This window comes from Desulfofustis glycolicus DSM 9705 (assembly GCF_900130015.1).
Taxonomy (GTDB): Bacteria; Desulfobacterota; Desulfobulbia; order Desulfobulbales; family Desulfocapsaceae; genus Desulfofustis; species Desulfofustis glycolicus.
Window position 1 is genome coordinate 1 of sequence record NZ_FQXS01000040.1, and the last position, 19,692, is coordinate 19,692.

At 59.1% G+C, this 19,692-nt stretch carries 17 protein-coding genes, 3 tRNA genes and 1 other RNA gene; 1 reads left to right on the forward strand and 20 read right to left on the reverse strand.

The annotated features are described in order from the left end of the window. From BUC26_RS20435 to tadA, 17 genes are all read right to left on the reverse strand, one after another. Positions 1-1,364: DUF6531 domain-containing protein (locus BUC26_RS20435; protein WP_143166104.1), on the reverse strand; the 1,364-nt coding region annotated here is incomplete at its 3' end. A 392-nt stretch (positions 1,365-1,756) separates the two neighbouring features. Beyond that, positions 1,757-1,833 (reverse strand) — tRNA-Pro (locus tag BUC26_RS20440). Between the two features lie 83 nt (positions 1,834-1,916). Beyond that, complete coding sequence (locus BUC26_RS20445; RefSeq protein ID WP_073379072.1) at positions 1,917-2,285, reverse strand: MerR family transcriptional regulator; 369 nt, start codon at positions 2,283-2,285, stop codon at positions 1,917-1,919. Positions 2,286-2,318: 33 nt separating this feature from the next. Beyond that, the gene (locus BUC26_RS20450; protein ID WP_073379073.1) at positions 2,319-2,615 is read right to left on the reverse strand and encodes an integration host factor subunit alpha; all 297 of its coding nucleotides are present in this window, start codon (positions 2,613-2,615) and stop codon (positions 2,319-2,321) included. A 4-nt stretch (positions 2,616-2,619) separates the two neighbouring features. Then, positions 2,620-5,061 carry a phenylalanine--tRNA ligase subunit beta gene (gene pheT / locus BUC26_RS20455; protein WP_073379075.1) on the reverse strand — a complete coding sequence of 814 codons (2,442 nt, stop codon included), beginning with the start codon at positions 5,059-5,061 and terminating at the stop codon, positions 2,620-2,622. Positions 5,062-5,085: 24 nt separating this feature from the next. After that, a complete protein-coding gene (gene pheS, locus BUC26_RS20460; RefSeq protein ID WP_073379076.1) occupies positions 5,086-6,096 on the reverse strand; it encodes a phenylalanine--tRNA ligase subunit alpha in 1,011 nt (336 codons plus the stop codon). 101 nt (positions 6,097-6,197) lie between these two features. Then, positions 6,198-6,554 (reverse strand): 50S ribosomal protein L20, encoded by a 357-nt coding sequence (gene rplT, locus BUC26_RS20465; protein ID WP_073379077.1) that lies wholly within the window; start codon positions 6,552-6,554, stop codon positions 6,198-6,200. A 72-nt stretch (positions 6,555-6,626) separates the two neighbouring features. Continuing rightward, the gene (rpmI, locus tag BUC26_RS20470; protein ID WP_073379079.1) at positions 6,627-6,824 is read right to left on the reverse strand and encodes a 50S ribosomal protein L35; all 198 of its coding nucleotides are present in this window, start codon (positions 6,822-6,824) and stop codon (positions 6,627-6,629) included. Positions 6,825-6,921: 97 nt separating this feature from the next. Beyond that, positions 6,922-7,476 (reverse strand): translation initiation factor IF-3, encoded by a 555-nt coding sequence (gene infC, locus BUC26_RS20475; protein WP_073379080.1) that lies wholly within the window; start codon positions 7,474-7,476, stop codon positions 6,922-6,924. A gap of 82 nt (positions 7,477-7,558) precedes the next feature. Next, positions 7,559-9,487 (reverse strand): threonine--tRNA ligase, encoded by a 1,929-nt coding sequence (thrS, locus tag BUC26_RS20480; RefSeq protein WP_073379081.1) that lies wholly within the window; start codon positions 9,485-9,487, stop codon positions 7,559-7,561. 73 nt (positions 9,488-9,560) lie between these two features. Beyond that, a tRNA-Val gene (locus BUC26_RS20485) sits at positions 9,561-9,635 on the reverse strand. A 495-nt stretch (positions 9,636-10,130) separates the two neighbouring features. After that, the gene (gene recR, locus BUC26_RS20490; RefSeq protein ID WP_073379082.1) at positions 10,131-10,748 is read right to left on the reverse strand and encodes a recombination mediator RecR; all 618 of its coding nucleotides are present in this window, start codon (positions 10,746-10,748) and stop codon (positions 10,131-10,133) included. Between the two features lie 8 nt (positions 10,749-10,756). Then, the gene (locus BUC26_RS20495) at positions 10,757-11,074 is read right to left on the reverse strand and encodes a YbaB/EbfC family nucleoid-associated protein (RefSeq protein WP_073379084.1); all 318 of its coding nucleotides are present in this window, start codon (positions 11,072-11,074) and stop codon (positions 10,757-10,759) included. A 26-nt stretch (positions 11,075-11,100) separates the two neighbouring features. Continuing rightward, positions 11,101-12,939: a DNA polymerase III subunit gamma/tau gene (gene dnaX, locus BUC26_RS20500; RefSeq protein WP_073379085.1), complete on the reverse strand. Its 1,839-nt coding sequence runs from the start codon at positions 12,937-12,939 to the stop codon at positions 11,101-11,103. 45 nt (positions 12,940-12,984) lie between these two features. Further along, positions 12,985-13,082, reverse strand: an RNA gene (ffs, locus tag BUC26_RS20505) — signal recognition particle sRNA small type. 346 nt (positions 13,083-13,428) lie between these two features. Continuing rightward, positions 13,429-13,514, reverse strand: a tRNA-Ser gene (locus tag BUC26_RS20510). 146 nt (positions 13,515-13,660) lie between these two features. Then, complete coding sequence (gene tadA / locus BUC26_RS20515) at positions 13,661-14,146, reverse strand: tRNA adenosine(34) deaminase TadA (RefSeq protein ID WP_073379086.1); 486 nt, start codon at positions 14,144-14,146, stop codon at positions 13,661-13,663. A 148-nt stretch (positions 14,147-14,294) separates the two neighbouring features. Between tadA and BUC26_RS20520 the strand changes: the two genes are divergently transcribed. Next, complete coding sequence (locus BUC26_RS20520; protein ID WP_073379088.1) at positions 14,295-15,707, forward strand: sigma-54-dependent transcriptional regulator; 1,413 nt, start codon at positions 14,295-14,297, stop codon at positions 15,705-15,707. Between the two features lie 4 nt (positions 15,708-15,711). On the opposite strand, the gene BUC26_RS20525 is transcribed toward BUC26_RS20520, so the two are convergent. From BUC26_RS20525 to trpB, 3 genes are all read right to left on the reverse strand, one after another. Beyond that, the gene (locus BUC26_RS20525; protein ID WP_073379089.1) at positions 15,712-17,496 is read right to left on the reverse strand and encodes a M3 family oligoendopeptidase; all 1,785 of its coding nucleotides are present in this window, start codon (positions 17,494-17,496) and stop codon (positions 15,712-15,714) included. Further along, positions 17,493-18,278, reverse strand: a complete 786-nt coding sequence (trpA, locus tag BUC26_RS20530; protein ID WP_073379091.1) for a tryptophan synthase subunit alpha — start codon at positions 18,276-18,278, stop codon at positions 17,493-17,495. The genes BUC26_RS20525 and trpA overlap by 4 nt, the downstream gene beginning before the upstream one ends. Before the next feature lie 79 nt (positions 18,279-18,357). Then, complete coding sequence (trpB, locus tag BUC26_RS20535; protein ID WP_073379092.1) at positions 18,358-19,587, reverse strand: tryptophan synthase subunit beta; 1,230 nt, start codon at positions 19,585-19,587, stop codon at positions 18,358-18,360. Positions 19,588-19,692 lie beyond the last annotated feature (105 nt).

Genomic DNA, 19,692 nt, shown 5'->3' on the forward strand with positions numbered 1-19,692 from the left:
TAGCTGACGGTTGTCGTCCTGCTGTTGCTGCCCTGCTCAGCGATGGTGCAGGGGGAGCCGTAAGCGTCGAAGTTGCTGTAGCTGGTGGTGTACTGCTTGCCGCCGCGGGTGATCGTTTCCGTGGTCAGAACCGGGACAAAGGTGCCGGCAAGATCGGAGCAGAGGATCGGGATGGTGTAGGCTATTGGTGAAATGGGGGAAGTGAGTTTGTTCCAGATATAGGCCGTGGTGATTTCATGGCTGGTACCGTGGGTGACCACTTTGGAGGTGGTCAACCCGTACTTGTAGCATTCACCGCTGCCATAGGAACTGCCGTATCCGTAAAACTGGTAGGTGGTGGTGCGGCCGCAGGGGTCATTGATCGTTGTCTCATCATAGCCGCTTCCTTCCTGATAATCGTAATTCCAGGTACCGGTGACGAGTCCTCGGCCGGAGAGCTGTTTGCTCGCCACGCTACCCTGGGTTTTCAAGAGAACACCATTTCCCCTGGCAAAGGTATCAAACCCGTAGGTGACCGTACCACCCCAGGGGGTAGTGACCGTCCGAAGAATATAGGCGGAGCGAAGGTTGATGGCCTGTTGCTGGTAGGTGTAGCGCCATCTATCGCCTCCGGGCAGGCTGACCGAGGTCACGGCCTGGTCGTCGGCAGCGTAGCCGTAGGTGATCTGGCGACTCGGGCTGCCCCAGGTTATTGACTGTAGGTGTCGCCTGCCGCTGGTGGCGTAATGGAAACTGATGGTCTTGCTGCTGCCGCCGGCCGTGTAGGTCACGGTGTTTATTTTATCGCTGTCATAGCTGATGGTGATGGTGTTGTTGTTCTTCCTGATCTCCGTGGCCAGGAAGCCCTGCAGGCTCCCCTGGCCAAAGGTGATGGTGGTCCCGTCGGTCAGCTGCAGGACCGGAAAAGGGCCGACTGGCATGTACAGTTTCCAGAACTCCTTGGTGATGAAGTAGCTGCTGCCATAGGTTTCACGGACGGCTGTACTCGTCGTGCCATCCTGCAGCTCAATGGTGACGAAATTGCCGTCTTGTTTCACCCGGCCGAAACTGATGTCCCATCCGTAGCCGAGCTTGCCGTCCACCATCGCTGTGTCGGTTACCCGGCTCGATTTGTAGGTGCGCATGATATGCAGATCGAGGCCGCCGTCGCCGGGGAGATGGAGGTCGGTGTAGGTCAGGTCGAGATGCCCGGTATAGGGATCGATGTGTTCATCGGAAGTATCCGCGATCGGTTCGCGAAAGGTTATCTGGCCGGGGTCAACCAGATTCTCGTCGGCTGCCCGTGCCGGGTCTGATACGAGTGAGAAGAACGTACACAGTGCAAACAGCAACAGGGAAGAGATCCGGCAAGGTAATCCCATCATCAAGCTCCATCCTCTTTCGGTTGTCTGAAGGGTGTCCCGGTGCGTGAACCCTTCAGGTGGCTTTATCGGGTGAGTTAGTCTGCTCTACCAATCCAGTCTATACTTTTTTATCCCGTTCGAAGTGTCAAGTAATTTCTGGTAATTACGATGGATTACTCGTGGGGACAGGCTGGCGTGTCGATGATGATGAAAGACGGTGCTCGTCGTGATCGATGGGAATTTGGTTGGATGGTTTAGTATTACACTGCATGTCAAAGATAGCTCTATGTACTGATAAAAAAGATCGAACTATGATTGGCTCAAGAGAGCATAACACTGCTGAAAGCGGCACCTATTTAGCACCTATTACGAAAAAAGGACTTAGAGAATAATCTCTAAGTCCTTGATTTCACTGGTCGGGATGAGAGGATTTGAACCTCCGGCCCCCTGAACCCCATTCAGGTGCGCTACCAGACTGCGCTACATCCCGGTGTACTGCTGTGTGATGAGACGTCTTTCTACCACGGGCCGGTCATGGTGTCAATTGCTGCCTGTCGGCAGGGCACCGCGGGATTAATTTTTCTTCGCCAGGATCTTTTTCAACGCGAGCAGTTCCTGCTTGATCGAGCCGAGCTGCTTGTCGAATTCAGCAGGTTGGGGCATCTCGGTCAAAGAGTTGGCCAAGGGCTCGGAGGAGGTGTTTTCCGCGAGCAACTTGCGCGCCCCGGCAATGGTATACCCTTGTTCGTGCAGCAATTGCTTGATGGTCAGGATCAGCTCGACATCGGCACGACGGTAGAGACGCTGCTTCGAGCCCATCCGTTTCGGCTGGATGGCGCTGAACTCACTTTCCCAGTAGCGGAGAACGTGCGGCGCCACACTGGCGATTTTGCTGACTTCGCCGATCTTGAAATGAAGCTTGTCCGGGATTTGTTTTGTCATCTCGGGAGCTCATTGCCGCGGCGGACGGTGGGATCAGCGCGGCTCGTTGATTCGTGCGCGAAGCTTTTTGCTCGGCCGAAAGCTGACGATCTGCCGCTCTTCGATGGTGATCGTCTCGCCGGTTCGCGGGTTGCGGCCTTTGCGCGGGTTCTTTTCGCGTACCGAGAAGGTCCCGAAATGGACGAGCTTGATCGAGGTGCCGCCCAGCATCGAGCCTTTCAGAGTATCGAAAAAGCAGTCGACGACGTTGCCGCAGACGCTGAGTGGATAGCCGAGTTTGTCGGCCACCGCTTCGGCCAACTCCTTTCTGGTTACGTTCGCTTTCTTCATCCTGCTATTCCTCGCGAAGCGACCCGCCGAAGGTGTCGGTCAAGGACTGCACCAGTCGGGCGTGGGCCTTCTCCACTTGTTTTTCGGTAAGGGTTTTCGTGTCGGATCGATAGGTGATGGTCAGGGCGACGCTTTTTCGTCCGTCCCCGATCTTGTTCCCCTGATATACGTCAAAAACATCGCACTGTTCAACAAGTTTTTCTCGGCTGGACAAAACAGTTTTGACCAGTTCGCCGGCCGGCGTGGTGATCGGCACCACCAGAGCAATGTCGCGCTTGACCGATGGGTAGATCGGCAGCGCGCGAAACGACCTGGTTTGCGGCTCAATGGTACAGAGCGCGGAAAAATCGAGATCAAAATAGTAGACTTCGCGTTTGATACCGATATCGCGCAGTACGTCGGCCCTGATCCGGCCGACGGTGCCGAGCCGGCGTTCGCCGTGACGCACGGCAAGGGCGTAAGCTGGTTCGGCGAACGGTTCGACCGATTCCGGGGCTTCCGGGACCAGCTCGATGGCGTCGTCGCCGTCGAGTGGTAGCCGCAGTCCGGCAAGCAGTGTTTCAACACCGCCTTTGGCATCGTAGATGTCGACTTCCTGCGGCGGAAAATGCAACGGTGTCTGGCCGCCATGACGGTTGCCGACCAGCAGTCCGGCGATTTGGGTCGGTTCGTGCGGCAGCGAACTACCTGGTGCCGGCACATAGAGCTTGCCGATTTCAAACAACCGGGCAGAGCTCTGTTCAAAGCGCAGATTACGCTTGATGTTTTCCAGTAGTCCGGGCAGCAGCGAGGTGCGCATCACATCCTGGTCTTCGGTCAGCGGATTGAGGATGGCGACGTGGCGGCGGCGGCCATCGCCCGTTGCAAGACGCAGTTTGTCATCGTAGCCGCTGGAGACAAAACTGTAGTTGATCGCCTCATTGAAACCGGCCTCGTTCATGACGGTGCTGGCCCGGAAGCGCTCGAGCCGTTCGTGGTCCTGCTCGGGATAGCTCAAATCGACGCTCGGCAGGGTTACCGGGATCTCGTCGTAGCCGGTCAGCCGCGCCACCTCTTCGATCAGGTCGGCCTCTCGCTCGAGATCGACGCGAAAACTCGGTGGGGTGACGCTGATCGTATCGTCGTCGGTGATGGTGCAGCCGATCTCGATAGAGGTAAGCAGTTCAACGATCTGCCGGGCGTCAAGTTCGATGCCGAGCAACTCGGCGGTCCGCGATACGCGCAGGGTGAGCGGTCCGGGACCGGGACCGCGGTTGTCCACATCGATACCGCCGGGCTCGGCGGTGCCGCCTGCCACCTGGCAGATCAGCGACACCGCGCGTTCCATCGCGGCGATGGTGCCGTCCGGATCGACGCCGCGTTCGAAACGGTAGGAGGCGTCGGTTGCCAGGCCGAGCCGACGGGCTGTTTTGCGGATCGAGACCGGGTTGAAGTAGGCGCTTTCGAGCAACACTTCACTTGTGGACTCGGAGACTTCGCTGTCCAGGCCACCCATGATGCCGGCGATGCCAACCGGCGTCTCCGCGTCGCAGATGAGCAGCATATCAGGGGTCAGATCCCGCTTCACGTGGTCCAGTGCGGTAAAGCTCGTTTCGCCATCCCGCGGCGTCCTGACGACGATCTGCCGGCCGGCGAGTTTGTTGAAGTCGAAGGCGTGCAGCGGCTGGCCGTATTCCAGCATGACCAGATTGGTTACATCGACGACGTTGTTTACCGGGCGCAGGCCGATTGCCAGCAGGCGCCGCTTCAGCCACCACGGACTCGGCCCGATGGTCACGCCGGTGATCAGCCGACCTGCGTAACGGGGGCAGAGTTCCGGGGACTCCACGGTCACTGAGAATGATGAACTCGTGCCGCCGAGCTGGCTGTCGCGATAGGGGACCTGCAGCTGTCGGCGATTGATGCCGGCTGCTTCGCGGGCGATGCCGATGACCGAGGCGCAATCAGGCCGGTTTGGTGTCAGGTCGACCTCGATCAGCGTATCCTGCAGGCCGGAGTGCTCGAGAAACGATGCACCCGACGGGATGTCGTCGGCCAGTTCCATGATGCCGGAGTGATCGTCGCCGAGACCGAGTTCGCGCTCGGAGCAGATCATCCCCTGGGATTCGATGCCGCGGACCTTGGATTTTTTGATTTTGACGTCACCGGGCAGCGTCGTGCCGGGCAGGGCGACGACGACGGTCAGTCCGGCACGCACGTTCGGCGCGCCGCAGACGATCTGTAATTCCTGTTCGCCGACAGCGACCCGGCAGAGACTGAGCTTGTCTGCGTTGGGGTGCGGCCCGGAGGCGAGGACTTTGCCGGTTATCAGGTCGGCTAACTCGGAAAACAGCGGGGCGACCGAGTCGACCTCGAGGCCGAGCATGGTCAATTGGTCGGCCAGTCGGGCCGGTGATATCCCGTCCAGCGGTGCGTATTCCTGTAACCAGTTGTAGGTGAACTTCATGGTGGTCCTGTGCTCCGGAGCGATTTAGAACTGGGAGAGAAAGCGCAGGTCGTTCTCGTAGAAGAGCCTGATATCGTCGATGCCGTACTTGAGCATGGCGATACGCTCGACGCCGAGGCCGAAGGCAAAGCCGCTGTACTGTTCGGGATCGTAGCCGACCATCTTGAAGACCTCAGGGTCGATCATGCCGGAACCGAGGATCTCCAGCCAACCGGTCTTCTTGCAGACCCGGCAGCCCCTGCCGCCGCATATGACGCAGGCGATATCCACCTCGGCGCTCGGCTCGGTGAACGGGAAGAAGCTTGGCCGAAAACGTAGCGGCAGATCCTGGCCGAAGACCTTGCGGGTGAATACGGTCAGCACCCCTTTGAGATCGGCAAAAGAGACCTTGGTGTCGACGAGAAAGCCTTCCACCTGGTGGAACATCGGAGTGTGAGTGATGTCCGAATCGCAGCGGTAGACCTTGCCCGGGGCGATGACTCGCAGCGGCGGCTGCCGGCTCTCCATGATCCGCGCCTGCATCGGCGAGGTATGGGTGCGCAATAGTACGGAATCACCGATATAGAAGGTGTCATGCATGTCCCGGGCCGGATGGTGCTCCGGGATATTGAGCGCGGCGAAGTTGTAGTGATCGAGCTCGATGTCGGGCCCTTCGGCGATGGAAAAACCCATCGACGCGAAGATCGAGCAGATCTCTTCCATGATTCGAGTAATCGGGTGCAGTTTCCCACCGGCCGTCCTTCGTCCCGGCAGGCTCAGGTCCGGTCCCGGCCGGTCGACGGTGTCGGCCTGGCCGGAGAGCTGCTGCCCTTTGGCTTGGAAGGCCTCTTCGAACTGTTTTTTGGCGGTATTGGCCAATTGGCCGAGTCGCGGCCGATCCTCCGCCGGGGCGTTGCCAAGCCGGCGCATCAGGCCGCTGATCAGGCCGTTTCTGCCGAGATACTTGATGCGGAAGGCCTCGAGCTGCTCCCGATCGATCACTGCCTCGAGGGCTGCGGTTGCTTCACTGCGCAGATGTTCTAGCTCTTGCTCCATGGTGTCCTGGGAAGGTAGGCGTCATCAAAAACACTATGCCGGTTACGATTCAAACAACCGCAACCGGCATCAGGGAACAGCAAAGAGGAGAGGGGTCTGGTCTAAGCGTTTGCTTCGGCTGCGATTTTGACCACTTCCTGAAAAGCGCCCGGATCGAGGATGGCCATGTTGGCCAGGGACTTTCGATCAAGTTCGACGCCTGCTTTTTTCAGGCCGCCGATCAGTCTGCTGTAACTCATTCCGTTCATGTGGGCGCCGGCATTGATGCGGGTGATCCACAATTTACGGAAGTCGCGTTTGCGTGCCTTGCGGTCACGGTATGCGTAGACGAGAGCGCGGTCGACAGCTTCCGTTGCCGAACGATACAGTCTGCTTCGTCCGCCGTAAAATCCTTTGGCAAGTTTCAGGACGCGATTTCTCCGTCGCCGTGCCTTGAAACCTCTTGTTACTCGAGCCATTATCGTTACTCCTTTTCCCTGCCTGGGGCAGGATTATAGCCAGTTGTTCGCGTAGTTCCGGCCTGCCCCTGTTTACAGGTAGGGGAGAATCTTGCGGATGGCCTTGTCGTTGGCACTGTCCACCAGACCCGATTGGCGAAGGTTACGCTTTCTCTTGGTCGATTTCTTGGTCAGAATGTGGCTGGTAAACGCCTTGTTGCGCTTGATCTTCCCGGAACCGGTCAGCTTGAAGCGTTTGGCAGCACCTCTGTTGCTTTTCATTTTCGGCATGATACGTACACTCCTTGACAAACAATATGGTACCGGAGACGGCGGGGCGGCTTCAGTGGGTGGGGGACCGACCCGTTGTTTCCGGAGGGAAACCTTGTTATTTTTGTTGCAGCTTCGGACCGACGAACATGACCATCTGCCGTCCTTCCATGGTCGGCGGTTGGACGATCACCGCGTCTTCCTCGATCGCCTCGACGATTTTCTTCATCGCATCGAGTCCGACGGTCTGGGCATAGACAATCTCCCGGCCGCGGAAGCGCATGGTGATTTTGACCTTGTTCTTCTGTGCCAGGAACTTCTTGATATTCTTGATCTTGAAGTTCAGGTCATGCTCCTCCGTCTTCGGGCGGAACTTGATCTCCTTGGTCTCTACGGTCGTCTGCTTCTTTTTAGCTTCCTGCTGCTTTTTCTTTTGCTCGTAGCGAAACTTGTCAAAGTTCATGATCCGACAAACGGGCGGATCGGCATTCGGTGATACTTCGACTAAATCAAGGCCTGCTTCGTAGGCCCGCTCCCGTGCCTCATTGGCGGTGACGACACCGAGTTGGCCACCGTCTTCGTCGATGAGTCTGACTTTTTCGTAGGTAATTTCGTCATTGATGACGACTTTTTCCTCACGTTGACTGGGAGCGCTTCTTCCTTTCCGTTTAATATCGGACCTCCTCTATTCTACGAACATGAAAACCGGTTTCCTGCGCCGTATGACCGTGCCGGGTGACCGATGCCTCAACCTGTTACAACCCCCGTCCGGCCCGACATTCGTCGGTAACCTTGGCGGCGAAATCGGAAATTTTCATCGGCGGCAGGTTCTTGCCGTCGCGCAGGCGAACGGTAACCGTGCCGTCTGCCTTCTCCTTGTCGCCGATGATCAGCATATAGGGTATTTTCCCGAGCTGAGCTTCGCGGATTTTATAATTCAATTTCTCGTTGCGCAAATCTTTTTCCACACGAACCCCCGCTTTTCGCAATTCGTCGTAGACACGCTCACCGTAATCGACCTGATCGTCGGTGATATTGAGGATGCGTGCCTGCACCGGGGCGAACCAGAGCGGGAAGACGCCGGCGTAATGCTCAATGAGCACTCCGACGAATCGTTCGAGGGAGCCCATCAGGGCGCGATGGATCATGATCGGCCGGTGCTCGCTGTTATCCGAGCCGGTATAGGTCATGTCGAAGCGTTCCGGCAGGTTGAAGTCCACCTGGATGGTTGAGCATTGCCAGGAACGGCCGAGCTGATCCTTGATCTTGATGTCGATTTTCGGACCGTAGAAAACGCCTTCGCCGGGATCGACGATGAAACCGAGGCCGGCCTTGTCCAGGGCCTTTTTCAGCGCGCTGGTGGCATTGTCCCAGATGTCGTCGGAGCCGACGGATTTCTCCGGCCGTGTCGACAGGTAGATGTCGTAGTCGCTGAAGCCGAATGTCTTGAGGATATGCAGGTTCAGATCGAGGATATTGAAAATCTCGTCGTCGAGCTGATCCTCGCGGCAGAAGATATGGGCATCGTCCTGGGTGAAGCCGCGGACCCGGAGCAGTCCGTGTAGAGCGCCGGCCCGCTCGTAGCGATAGACCGTACCCAACTCCGCCCAGCGGATCGGAAACTCGCGGTAACTGCGCTTGTCACTCTTGTAGACGCCGATATGAAACGGGCAGTTCATCGGCTTGAGCTGATATTTGACCTCGTCGATCTCCATGCCGGAGTACATGTTCTCGGCGTAAAAGTCGAGGTGTCCCGATGTCTTCCACAGATCCTGGCGGGCGATATGCGGCGTATAGAGCAGTTCATACCCGTGCCGATAGTGTTCGTCCTTCCAGTAATCTTCGATCAGCCGGCGCAATTGCGCACCCTTCGGTTGCCAGAGGATCAACCCCGGACCGATCTGGTCGGAGACGGTGAACAGCTGCAACTCCTTACCGAGCCGGCGATGGTCTCTCTTCTTCGCCTCTTCCAGGTGGTTGAGGTGCTTGCTGAGGGCCTTCTGGTCGAAAAAGACGGTACCGTAGATGCGCTGCAGCACGTCTCTCTTCTCGTCTCCGCGCCAGTAGGCACCGGCCACCCGGAGCAGTTTGAAGTGCTTGACCCAGGAGGTGTCGGGCAGATGCGGGCCGCGGCAGAGATCGACGAAGTCGCCGAGCTGGTAGACGCTCACCGTCTCGACGGGCAATTCTTCGAGCAACTCGACTTTGTATTTCTCGCCCTGCTCGCGAAAAGAGGCGATCGCCTCGTCGCGCGGCTGCTCGCTGCGGATGAACGGCAGCGCCTGATCGGCGATAGCGGCCATGCGCTGTTCGATAGCCGCGAAGTCGTCGGGGCTGAACGGCTCGTCGCGGAGGAAATCGTAGTAGAAACCGTTTTCAATGGCCGGTCCGATAGCCACCTTGACACCGGGACCGAACAACTGGCGAACCGCCTGGGCCATCACGTGAGAGGTGGAGTGGCGCAGGATCTCCAGCGCCTCGGGAGTGTCGATCTGGATAGGTTTCAGTTTGGTGTCTTCGGTCAGCGGTCGGCTCAGGTCAACGGCAGCGTCGTTGGCCGTGGCAGCGATCGTTCGCTTGCGCTGTTTGCCGGAGAGCAGTTTTTCCAAGGCTTCCCTGACCGTGGTGCCGCCGGGCAGCCGGACCGCTTCACCGTCCGCTATCTGTACCGAAATATCTGTCATCTGTCCGTTAGAGAAAAATAAAGGCTAAAGAGCAAACGGTCAGCAGGTCCGTTCTTCCTTTAGCCTTTATATCTGGTAGGCGCGGAGGGGATTGAACCCACGACATCTACCACGTCAAGGTAGCGCTCTCCCACTGAGCTACGCGCCTGTACTGCTTTTCTGCGGTTGCCGTGCGTGCCGTCGCTCGGCAGTGCGGCGTGAAACGGCCGTCATGGACGGTTTTTCGTTTCAGCAGCCATTATACGTACGATCTGTCGCTGCGGCAAGCATAAAAACCTGTTTCAATTACCAGTAATTCGATATCGTGTCAAGAGGAAAGAGCGAAGAAAATGTCGGCCGGTCTCCCTGAAACGACCGGTTTCACTGATGGGGAGCTTGAAAAAATCGAAATTTCGTTCAAGATCGAGGCGCGCCGGAAAATATTTCCGCAGGCGTAGATGTTATTCCGAGAGCCTTTTGCAAAACTTAGATTTTCGTTCAAAATCAAGGCATGCGAAAAATTTTACCACAGGCATATAGTTGATATTCCGAGGATAAAATTTTGAGCATAACGCAGAGTTTGGGCGAAAAGATTGTTTTGCAAATGGCTCCCGAGGATAAAATTTAATTGTGCAACGGCAAGATTGGACGAAATGTCAATTTTTCAAGGTTCCCTGAGGTTGGCTCGGCTCTGAATGGCCCGTGCCAGCGTGTATTGGTCGGCATATTTGATATCCATGCCCATCGGGATGCCGCAGGCCAGCCTGGTCAGCTTGGCCGGCAGGTGCTGCAGCCGGTCTATCAGGTAGGAAGCGGTCGCCTCGCCGGGCACCGTTGAGCTGGTGGCGATAAGGACCTCGCTGATACCGTTGCTCTGGACACGGGCAACCAGTTCCCGGACCTTGATCTCCTCCGGTCCGATGCCGTCGACCGGCGACAGCACGCCGTGCAGGATATGATAGTGGCCGCGGTAGCTGTCGGTCTTCTCGATGGCCATCAGGTCGGCGGGTTGCTCGACCACGCAGATGAGCGATGCGTCGCGTCGCTGATCGCTGCAGATGACGCACGGGTCCTGTTCGGAAAAGGTCATGCAGCAGGAGCAGAGGCGGATTGCTCCGTGCAGTTCGGTCAGCGCCGCTCCCATTTCCCGGGCCTCGGCGGCCGGCCGCCGGAGGATGTTCAGGGCCAAGCGGGTGGCGGTCTTGGAGCCGATGCCGGGCAGTTGCGAGAAACTGCGGATCAATCGTTCCAGCGCCGGCGGAATGATATGCAGGCTGCTCATCGGCCGCGCTAAAACATGTTGGTGACGCCGGGGATCTGGATACCGCCGGTCAGGCTGGTCATCTCCTGCTTGGCCAGGTCGCGGGCCGAGCGCAGGGCATCGTTGACCGCGGCGGCGACCAGGTCCTGGAGCATGACGCGTTCGGCCGGATCAATCAGCTCCGGCTCGATACTGATCGAGATGAGCTCACCCTTGCCGGTCACCTCGACGTTGACCATGCCGCCGCCGGCGCTGCCGGTGACGACCTTGGAGGCCAGCTCTTCCTGAATTTTTGCCATCTTGGCCTGCATATCGCGGGCCTGCTGCATGATCGATGAGAGATCCATAACGAAGTGTCCTCAGCGGGGGCGGGTTATCTGTTTTGCGGGCTGATCCGGATATCGCCGGCGTGGCCGCCGAAGATTTCTTCGGTCATTCGGACCAGCGGGTGCGTAGCGAGCTGTTGCCGCCTTTTTTTCGGGCCGTCTGAAACGGTTATCCCTTCATCTTCCGGCTCTTCCGGACTGATGATGCGGATGGTAAAGTCTTTCTGGAAGAAATCAAGGACGTATTCGGTCAGCGTCTGCCGATTCTCCTTGGTACGCAGCAGGGTGCATTCGGCAGGGGTGTCGAATTCCAGGATCAGTTCCTGGCCGTTTTCCTTGACTGCGCTGGACTGCTGCAGGTTCTGGGCCATCCATTCGCGCCGCTGCTTGACATAGGAAACAAAGGCCAGCCAGTCTTTGCGGATTTCCCGGTGACCTGACGGTTCCTGCAGTTTCGGTGGCAGCGGCTCGTCGGCTGGCGGTGCATCGTCCGCGTGGGATTTTGTCGCCGCAGTGGGCGGGGCGGTCTCTGTTGCCGGGGGTGTTTGGTTGTCGTCGGCCACCGGGGGGCGATGCGTCTGCGGCGTCTGCGGCGACGGTGGCGCCGGTGATGACGGTGGCGACGATGGTGCCGCTTCGGTCTGCTGCCTCGATCCGCCGGCTGCCTGCGTAACCGGTCCCGGCGATCCGGTTGCCGGTGAACCGGTGCCGCCGGGGGCGTCGACCGGAGCCGCACCATCTGCCGGCAGCTGCTGGAGCGCCGCATCGAGCTTGCCGAGCAAGGTCTCGACGCCGATGATCTGGTCGGCCTCGATAATGGACAGAAAGGCAGTCTCCAAGGCCAACCGGGGCTGTGAAGAATAGCGGAGGGTCTCCGCGGCCTGCAGCAGCAGGTTGAGTTTCTGGTGAATGGTTTCGGTGCTGTGCTGACGGGCCGTTTCGGCAAGAACGGTGATTTCGTCGGCCGGCAGATCGAGCAACTGCTCGCAACCGGAGATTCGTAGCAGCAGCAGGCTGCGGAAGCAATCCAATAGGTCGGTCATGAATCGCTTCAGGTCCATACCGTGCTGGAAGGCCTCGTCCAGGCGGGCCAACGCCGCCTGTCTGTCGCCGGTGAGCAGGGCCCCGGCGATGGCCTGCAGGACGTCGCGGCCGACCAGGCCGAGCACGTCGGCCACGTCCGCGGCGGTTATCTGCTTGTCGGCATAGGCCAAAATCTGATCGAGCAGGCTCAACCCGTCGCGTACCGATCCTTCCGCTTCTCTGACAATCAGAGCCAATGCGGCCGGCTCGAGAGACACTCCCTCGGCGGTGGCCAGGGCAGCAAAATGCTCGCTCAGTTCAGCGGAGCTGACCCGTTGCAGTTCATAGCGCTGGCAGCGGGACAAAATGGTAATCGGGATCTTGTGCAGCTCGGTGGTGGCGAACATGAAATAGACGTGCGGTGGCGGCTCCTCCAGAGTCTTCAACAGGGCGTTGAAGGCCTCGGTGGTGAGCATGTGCACCTCGTCGATGATGATGATCTTAAAACGCGCCGCGGCCGGCATGAACTTGAGCTTGTCCTTGAGGTCGCGCACCTCCTGGATACCGCGATTGGAGGCGCCGTCAATTTCGTGGAGATCGAGCGCTGAACCGGCAACGATCTGTCGACAGGACTCGCATTCGTTGCACGGTGTCGGGGTCGGGCCATGGGCGCAGTTGAGCGCCTTGGCCATCAGTCGCGCCAGCGTCGTCTTGCCGACGCCGCGGACGCCGGAAAACAGGATGGCGTGGGCAACGCGGTCGCGTTTGAGGCTGTTTTGCAGGGTTTTGACGATCGGCTTCTGACCGACGACATCACCAAAGGTCTGTGGCCTGAATTTACGCGCGAGTACCAGGTAGGACATAAAGCTGTCTCACGGTCGATGGGCTTGGTAGGGGCCGGAAAAAATGATAGCCGGGCACCCTGCATCACACAAAGGGGTTCACTACCGTTGCTTCCTCCCGGACCTGGCGGAGTTCGTGATCCTTTGTTGCGCAGGACCCGGCTATCAAGCCGAAGTCACATGATATCCCAACGTTACTGTTTCATTTTCCGCCAGGATCCACCTGCCGGCGACCGGCAAGTGTAGAAGCGATGTATACCCGTTTTCGCCCGGTGCGTCAAGAAATTCCATTGTCTCGATGGGCGGTGCCTCGTGTACCGAAGCCAGACCTTAAGAAGCGGTGGCTCGTCCGTCAAGAGTGGACGTTCCACCCACAGCCCTTTGGGCCGTTTTCTTCGGCCCGCCGACCTCCGCGATGCAGCCTCCGGCAGAACCGACCAGCCCGGGGAAGTGATTTTCATATAAAAAAAGCCCCGTAACCGATTTTTGATTACGGGGCCTTATTAATGCTGGCGGAGAGGGAGAGATTCGAACTCTCGGTACTTGCGTACACACGCGTTCCAGGCGTGCACCTTAAGCCACTCGGTCACCTCTCCGAAAAAGCCGTGCTGTCCGGGTTGTGCTGTGTGCTGTTATGTAAACGGTCACCCCTAATTTATCAATCAAAAAGTCGACACGCACGGAAAAAACGGTCGCTGCGGCCCTGAAGATTAGTAGGGACCTAGTGGTTGAGCGATCTCCTTTAGCGCGTTGCGCTGTTTTGCCCGCTGCGTCGCCGAAGTGCGAAGAACTCGGTCAGCATGCTCCCGCACTGTTCCGCCAACAGTCCTTCTTCAATGAGCACGCTGTGGTTGAGCAGGCCGTCGCCACCGATCTGGTATTTGGAAACGGCGGCGCCGGTTTTTGGATCGCGGGCGCCGAATACCAGCCGCTGAATTCTGCTGTGGATGATCGCACCCATGCACATCAAACACGGTTCGATCGTCACATAGAGGGTGGTGGTGCCGAGGCGGTAATTGCCTATTTGCCGGGTTGCCATACGGATCGCGTTGACCTCGGCATGGGCCGTCGGATCGACTGCGCCTATCGGGTTGTTGCCGGCAACAGCGAGAATGTCCTCGCCGCGGCAAAGCGTTGCGCCGACCGGTACTTCCCCCTGGGAGGCGGCCTGGCGGGCGGCCGTCAGGGCCATCTCCATACAGTGTCGGTCGAAAGCAGAAAAGTTCATAAATAACAGTTATGTAGAGGCTGTGTTGGGTCGATCGATGATGTGACAATGGCGATAAATGTACAATTTTGTTTGCAATTCCAAAAAGACTCACGTATAACGGTGGCTGGGGGAATTACAATTACGAAATATCAGATACGGTGTTGTAATGCCGGGTAGAGACGCCATTCTCATCTACGACTGCTGTTCGGGCAGCGCTGACGTGATCAGTGAAGCACTGGCCGGGCCATGCTCGCTTACTATTACGAATAGTGAATCGGAATTTCAAGCGAAGATGAGCGCCCGTCAGTATGATCTGGTGCTGCTCGGTGTTGACGACCTGAGCGGGGCGCGGATGAAACTGCTGGAAAACACGGTCAGCAAGAGTCCCTATACGCCGATCGTCATTGCCAGTGCCAGTGAAAAAGCGGAACTGGTGGTCAAGGCGATGAACCTCGGTGCCTGCGACTTTCTCGTTCACCCGGTTTCCCCGGAACGGGCCCGCACCGCCGTCAGACGAGCCATCGAGCTGCGTAAACAGCGGCACGAGATCGACTATCTGCGCCATCGCCAGGACGTCGTCTACGATTTCAACAAGGTCATTGCCCGCAGTTCCCGGATGAAGGCGGCCCTGAAGGTGCTGAAGAAATTTGCCGGCACCGATTCGACGATCCTGATCACCGGCGACACCGGTACCGGCAAGAGCTTTCTATCCGGAACCGTGCATTTCAACTCGCCGCGTAAGGCCAAACCGTTCGTCAAGATCAATTGCGCCAACATACCGGAGCACCTGCTGGAGTCGGAACTGTTCGGCCATGAAAAGGGCTCGTTCACCAGTGCCGACAAGCAGCGGATCGGTCGCTTTGAACAGGCCGCCGGCGGCACCATTTTCCTCGACGAGATCGGCGAGATCTCACTCAACCTGCAGTCCAAACTGCTCCGCGTGCTCGAAGAGAAGTCATTCGAGCGGGTCGGCGGCAACAAGACCATCCACGCCGATGTGCGCATCATCGCCGCGACCAACAAGGACCTGGTTCGCCAGGTGGAAGAGGGGAAGTTCCGCGAGGACCTCTACTATCGGATCAACGTGCTTCCGGTTCGCCTGCCGCCGCTTCGTGAGCGGCCGGAGTGCATCATCCCGCTGGCTGAGCGGCTGCTCCATCGTTATTGCCAGGCGGTGAGTCGGTCGATCACCGGGTTCTCCGAAGATGCGTTGCAGGCCATCCTGTCCTACGATTGGCCCGGTAATATCCGGCAACTGGCCAATACCATCGAGCGGGCCGTGATTTTGGAAGAAAAAGGCGAGATCCAACTCGCCAATCTTGCTCTGCCGCCACGCCGCATCAGGGAGAACGGACCCGGCCTGTACGTGGTCGACCGTCGCCGCCACAGCGACCGGATCGCCCGGGAAGTCAACGGATCGCTGGCCGGCCATGAGCGGGACCTGATCGTCAAGGCCCTGGAGGAATCGCTCTGGGTCCAGAAAAACGCGGCACTCAAGCTCGGCATCAGCCCGCGCGCCCTCAACTACAAGATCCGCAAGTGGCGGATCACCCACCCGCATTGGCGGCGCAACAAATAGCAGCCTACCCCTGCTCGACTTCCATCAGCAATCCGTCAATCACCTGCAGTCCCTGGTTCCAGAACGACGGGTCGTCGAGATCGATGGCAAAGCCTTTGAGCAGCTCCACCGGCGTCGCCGAGCCGCCGGCGGCCAGCAGTTCGAGGTAGGCGTCGATAAAAGGGGCACCCTGCTGTAGGTAGCGGTTGTACAGGGCGAGCACCAGCAACTCGCCGAAGGCATAGGCGTAGACATAGCCCGGCGTCGACAGGAAGTGGGGGATATAGCTCCACCAGATGCGGTAGTCGTCGCGCAGCTCCACCGAGTCCCCGAACATCTCCTGCTGCGTCTGCAGCCAGCACTCGCCAAGCTCTTCGCTGCTCAACTCGCCGCGCTGGCGCCTCCCCTCGTGCAGTAATTTCTCAAAACGATTCATGGCCACCTGGCGAAAGACCGTGGCAAAGATCGATTCAAGCTTCTGACAGATAAAGGCGCGCCGCTGCTCGGGGCTGTCGAGCAGGGCGAGTTGGGCCTTGAAGACGAGCAACTCGGCGAAGACCGAGGCCGTTTCGGCCAGCACCAGCGGGGTGTCGCTGTTATAGTAACCGCGTTCGGCGGCCAGGACCTGGTGAACGCCGTGCCCCAGTTCGTGGGCCACGGTCGAGACGTCGCGCAGCGTGCCGGCGTAGTTGACCAGCACGTACGGATGGACGTCGGGGGTGCAGGGATGGGCAAAGGCGCCGCCCCGTTTGCCGGCCAGCAGCGGTGCGTGAATCCACCGGCGATCGAAGAAGCGGGCGGCGATATCGCCCAGCTTCGGAGAAAAACCGGTAAAGGAGTCGAGCACGATGTCCCGGCAGGACTCCCAGTCGATACTGATCGTCGGTAGTGCCGGCAGCGGCGCGTAGCGGTCATAGTCGACCAGCGAATCGAGGCCGAGCAGGCCGGCCTTGAGGCGGTAGTAGCGGGCGACCAGGTCATAGCGGCCGCTTACCGTGTCGACCAGCGTGGCGACGGTCGCATCGTCCACCTGGTTGTCGAGGTTTCGGGCACTGATCCAGTCCGGGTAGCGGCGCAGCCGGTCGCTGATCATCTTGTCGGCGGCCAGCGTATTAAAGATATGGGTCAGGATATGGGACTGGCTCTTCAGGCCGGCGGTCAGGTCGTCGGCAGCCTGGCGGCGCACCTCGCGATCTGCGTGATAGAGATCGCTGAGCACCTCTTCCTCGGTGCGGCCACGCTCGCCGAAGCGCATGGTGCCGATGATCTTGTCAAAGAGCGTGTTCCAACTCGACCGTCCGACCGAGCGTAGCTCGATCAGCAGCTTTTCCTCGACTTCCTTGAGCTGGTGCGGGCGATAGCGGCGCAGGCTGCTCAGGTAATGGCGATACGGGGTTAGCGCGTCGTCAGCGAGCCGCTGGCGGGCCTGTTTTTTGCTGACTTTGTTCCATTCCAGCTCGAAAAAGACCAGCTCACCGCTGCAGCGGTCGGCCAGCTCGTGAATCTTCTGCTGCAGGGCGCCGGCGGCCGCGTTGTCGACTCGCGTGGTGAACTGCAGGAAGGCGTAGGTCGCCAGCCTGCCGATGAGCGATTCGAGACCCTCCAGGCGGGTTACCAGCTCCAGCAATTCGATCGCAGAGAGGTGCTTGACCCGGCCGCGGTAGCTCTCGCTGATGGCCCGGGCCTCCTGCTCGCAGCGACTGCAGTCCTGCCGGAAGGCTTCGCTGTCCGGGCCGCTGTAGAGATCGTCGAGATTCCAGAGCACCTCGCCGGTGCCCAGTTCGCGGTTGAGCCGCTCGGTGTCGTTCATGATGAAGTACCGCTCACATCGTTCAAGGTGGCGATGAACGGGCCGACGGCGGCAACGCCCTGTTCGTCGACCAGTTTGATGGTCTGGGAGCCGATTACCGCCATATCGGCCAGGCCGATCAGCGCTTCGACGTCGGTGCGGCTTTGGATGCCGAAACCGACCGCCAGCGGCAGGTCGGTGGCAGCCCGGCAGCGCTGCAGGTAGTCACCGAAATCCGCGTCGAGCTGCGAGTGCTTGCCGGTAACGCCGCGGCGCGCGGTGCAGTAGATAAAGCCGGCGCCGTGGCCGCTCAACTCGCGCATCCGCACTTCGGTCGATGTTGGCGCAAAGATCAAAATCGGCGCAATGCCGCGCTTTCGGGCGGCGGCGCAGAGCTCGGCGCCTTCTTCGGGCGGCAGGTCGGGCAGGATCAGGCCGGCGATGCCATCGGCCGCGGCCCGGTCGAGGAAGCGAGCCTCTCCGTATTTGTAGATGATATTGTAGTAGGTCATGTAGAGAAAGGGGATCTCGTAGGTCCTGCTCATTTCGGCGCCGAAGGCGAGACACTCCTCGACGGTCGTGCCGCCGGCGATGCTCTCCTGGTTGGCCTTCAGGATGATCGGCCCATCGGCCATCGGTTCGGTAAACGGGATCTGCATCTCGATGCAGTCGACGCCGCCGGCCACCATCTGCTCGATAACCGCCCGATTCGCATCCAGGGACGGGTAGCCGAGGACGATATGGGTCATCAGCAGGATATCCTTCGTCGCTTTTTTCTGCCTCAGGTAGTTCTCAAGTTGCATGGTTCTCTCCAGCCTCGATCGAATCTCAATTAACCGGGGGACAGGTTTTATCCTGTCCCCTAGCTAATTTTCAAACGGTTTATTTTTGGTAGGCGGCGGCGCGCTGGATGATGAAGTCCTTCCAGGACGGGTCGTCGAAGGCCTGGGCGATGGTAAAGATATCCTTGTCGCCGCGCCCGGACATGTTGATAATTACCGCATCGTCGGGCGACAGTTCCGGCGCCTCCTTGAAGGCTTGGACGAAGGCATGGGCCGACTCCAGGGCCGGGATAATGCCCTCCTTTTTCATGGTCAGGTCGAGGGCCTCGATTACTTCCCGGTCGGTGGCTGCCTCGAAACGGACGGTCTTTTTCTCCCAGTGGTCGGCCAGGATCGGCGATACGCCGATATAGTCGAGACCGGCCGATACCGAATGGGTATCGAGCATCTGGCCGTCGCTGTTCTGCAGGAACATGGTCTTGTATCCTTGGGCGACCCCCGGCGAGGCATCGTGGCCGCAGAGGCGGGAGGCGTGCTGGCCGCTGTCCAGCCCATGGCCGCCGGCCTCGACACCGACCAGTTCGGTGTCTGCTTCCCCGAAAAATGAAGAAAAGATGCCCAGCGAGTTGGAGCCGCCGCCGACGCAGGCGTAAATTCTTGCCGGCAGGCGGCCGTGTTGGCGCAGGATCTGCTCCCGGGCCTCCTGGCCGATGATCGACTGCAGCCAGGACACCATTTCCGGAAACGGTGCCGGCCCGCAGGCGGTACCGAAGACGTAGTGGGTAGTATCCATATTGGTGACCCAGTCGCGGAAGGCCTCGTTGATCGCATCCTTCAGGGTCCGGGAGCCGTCCCGCACGGTCACCACCGTAGCACCCATTTTTTCCATCCAGAAGACATTGGGCCGCTGGCGGGCCACGTCTTCCTCACCCATGTAAATGGTGCAGTCGAAACCGAATTTGGCGGCCATCGTCGCGGTGGCGACGCCATGCTGACCGGCGCCGGTCTCGGCGATGACCCGCGTCTTGCCCATGCGTTTGACCAACAATCCCTGGCCCATGACGTTGTTGGCCTTGTGCGCGCCGGTGTGATTGAGATCCTCGCGCTTGATATAGATCTGGGCGCCGCCGAAATGCTGGGAGAGGTTTTCGGCGTGGGTCAGCGGTGTCGGCCGGCATGAATAGGTCGACATCAACGTGATGTACTCCTGCCAGAAGGCCGGATCGCTCTTTATCTCGGCAAAGGCGCGCTCCAGGTGACGAAAGGTTTCGTGCAGGACTTCGGGGATAAAACTACCCCCCCACTGGCCAAAATACGCGGTGCTGTCCATAATGTACTCCAAACGACTGATCAGATGGTCGGCGCCGGCCTCTCCGGCACGCGACGAACTGGTAAACCTACACCAAACGGCCGGCAATCGACAAGTCAGAAAATA

Coding starts and splice junctions, on each gene's coding strand:
- BUC26_RS20445 (WP_073379072.1), bottom strand. CDS start 2,285: ATGACAAAACAAATCCCGGACAAGCTTCATTTCAAGATCGGCGAAGTC.
- BUC26_RS20450 (WP_073379073.1), bottom strand. CDS start 2,615: ATGAAGAAAGCGAACGTAACCAGAAAGGAGTTGGCCGAAGCGGTGGCC.
- pheT (WP_073379075.1), bottom strand. CDS start 5,061: ATGAAGTTCACCTACAACTGGTTACAGGAATACGCACCGCTGGACGGG.
- pheS (WP_073379076.1), bottom strand. CDS start 6,096: ATGGAGCAAGAGCTAGAACATCTGCGCAGTGAAGCAACCGCAGCCCTC.
- rplT (WP_073379077.1), bottom strand. CDS start 6,554: ATGGCTCGAGTAACAAGAGGTTTCAAGGCACGGCGACGGAGAAATCGC.
- rpmI (WP_073379079.1), bottom strand. CDS start 6,824: ATGCCGAAAATGAAAAGCAACAGAGGTGCTGCCAAACGCTTCAAGCTG.
- thrS (WP_073379081.1), bottom strand. CDS start 9,487: ATGACAGATATTTCGGTACAGATAGCGGACGGTGAAGCGGTCCGGCTG.
- recR (WP_073379082.1), bottom strand. CDS start 10,748: ATGAGCAGCCTGCATATCATTCCGCCGGCGCTGGAACGATTGATCCGC.
- BUC26_RS20495 (WP_073379084.1), bottom strand. CDS start 11,074: ATGGATCTCTCATCGATCATGCAGCAGGCCCGCGATATGCAGGCCAAG.
- dnaX (WP_073379085.1), bottom strand. CDS start 12,939: ATGTCCTACCTGGTACTCGCGCGTAAATTCAGGCCACAGACCTTTGGT.
- tadA (WP_073379086.1), bottom strand. CDS start 14,146: ATGAACTTTTCTGCTTTCGACCGACACTGTATGGAGATGGCCCTGACG.
- BUC26_RS20520 (WP_073379088.1), top strand. CDS start 14,295: ATGCCGGGTAGAGACGCCATTCTCATCTACGACTGCTGTTCGGGCAGC.
- BUC26_RS20525 (WP_073379089.1), bottom strand. CDS start 17,496: ATGAACGACACCGAGCGGCTCAACCGCGAACTGGGCACCGGCGAGGTG.
- trpA (WP_073379091.1), bottom strand. CDS start 18,278: ATGCAACTTGAGAACTACCTGAGGCAGAAAAAAGCGACGAAGGATATC.
- trpB (WP_073379092.1), bottom strand. CDS start 19,587: ATGGACAGCACCGCGTATTTTGGCCAGTGGGGGGGTAGTTTTATCCCC.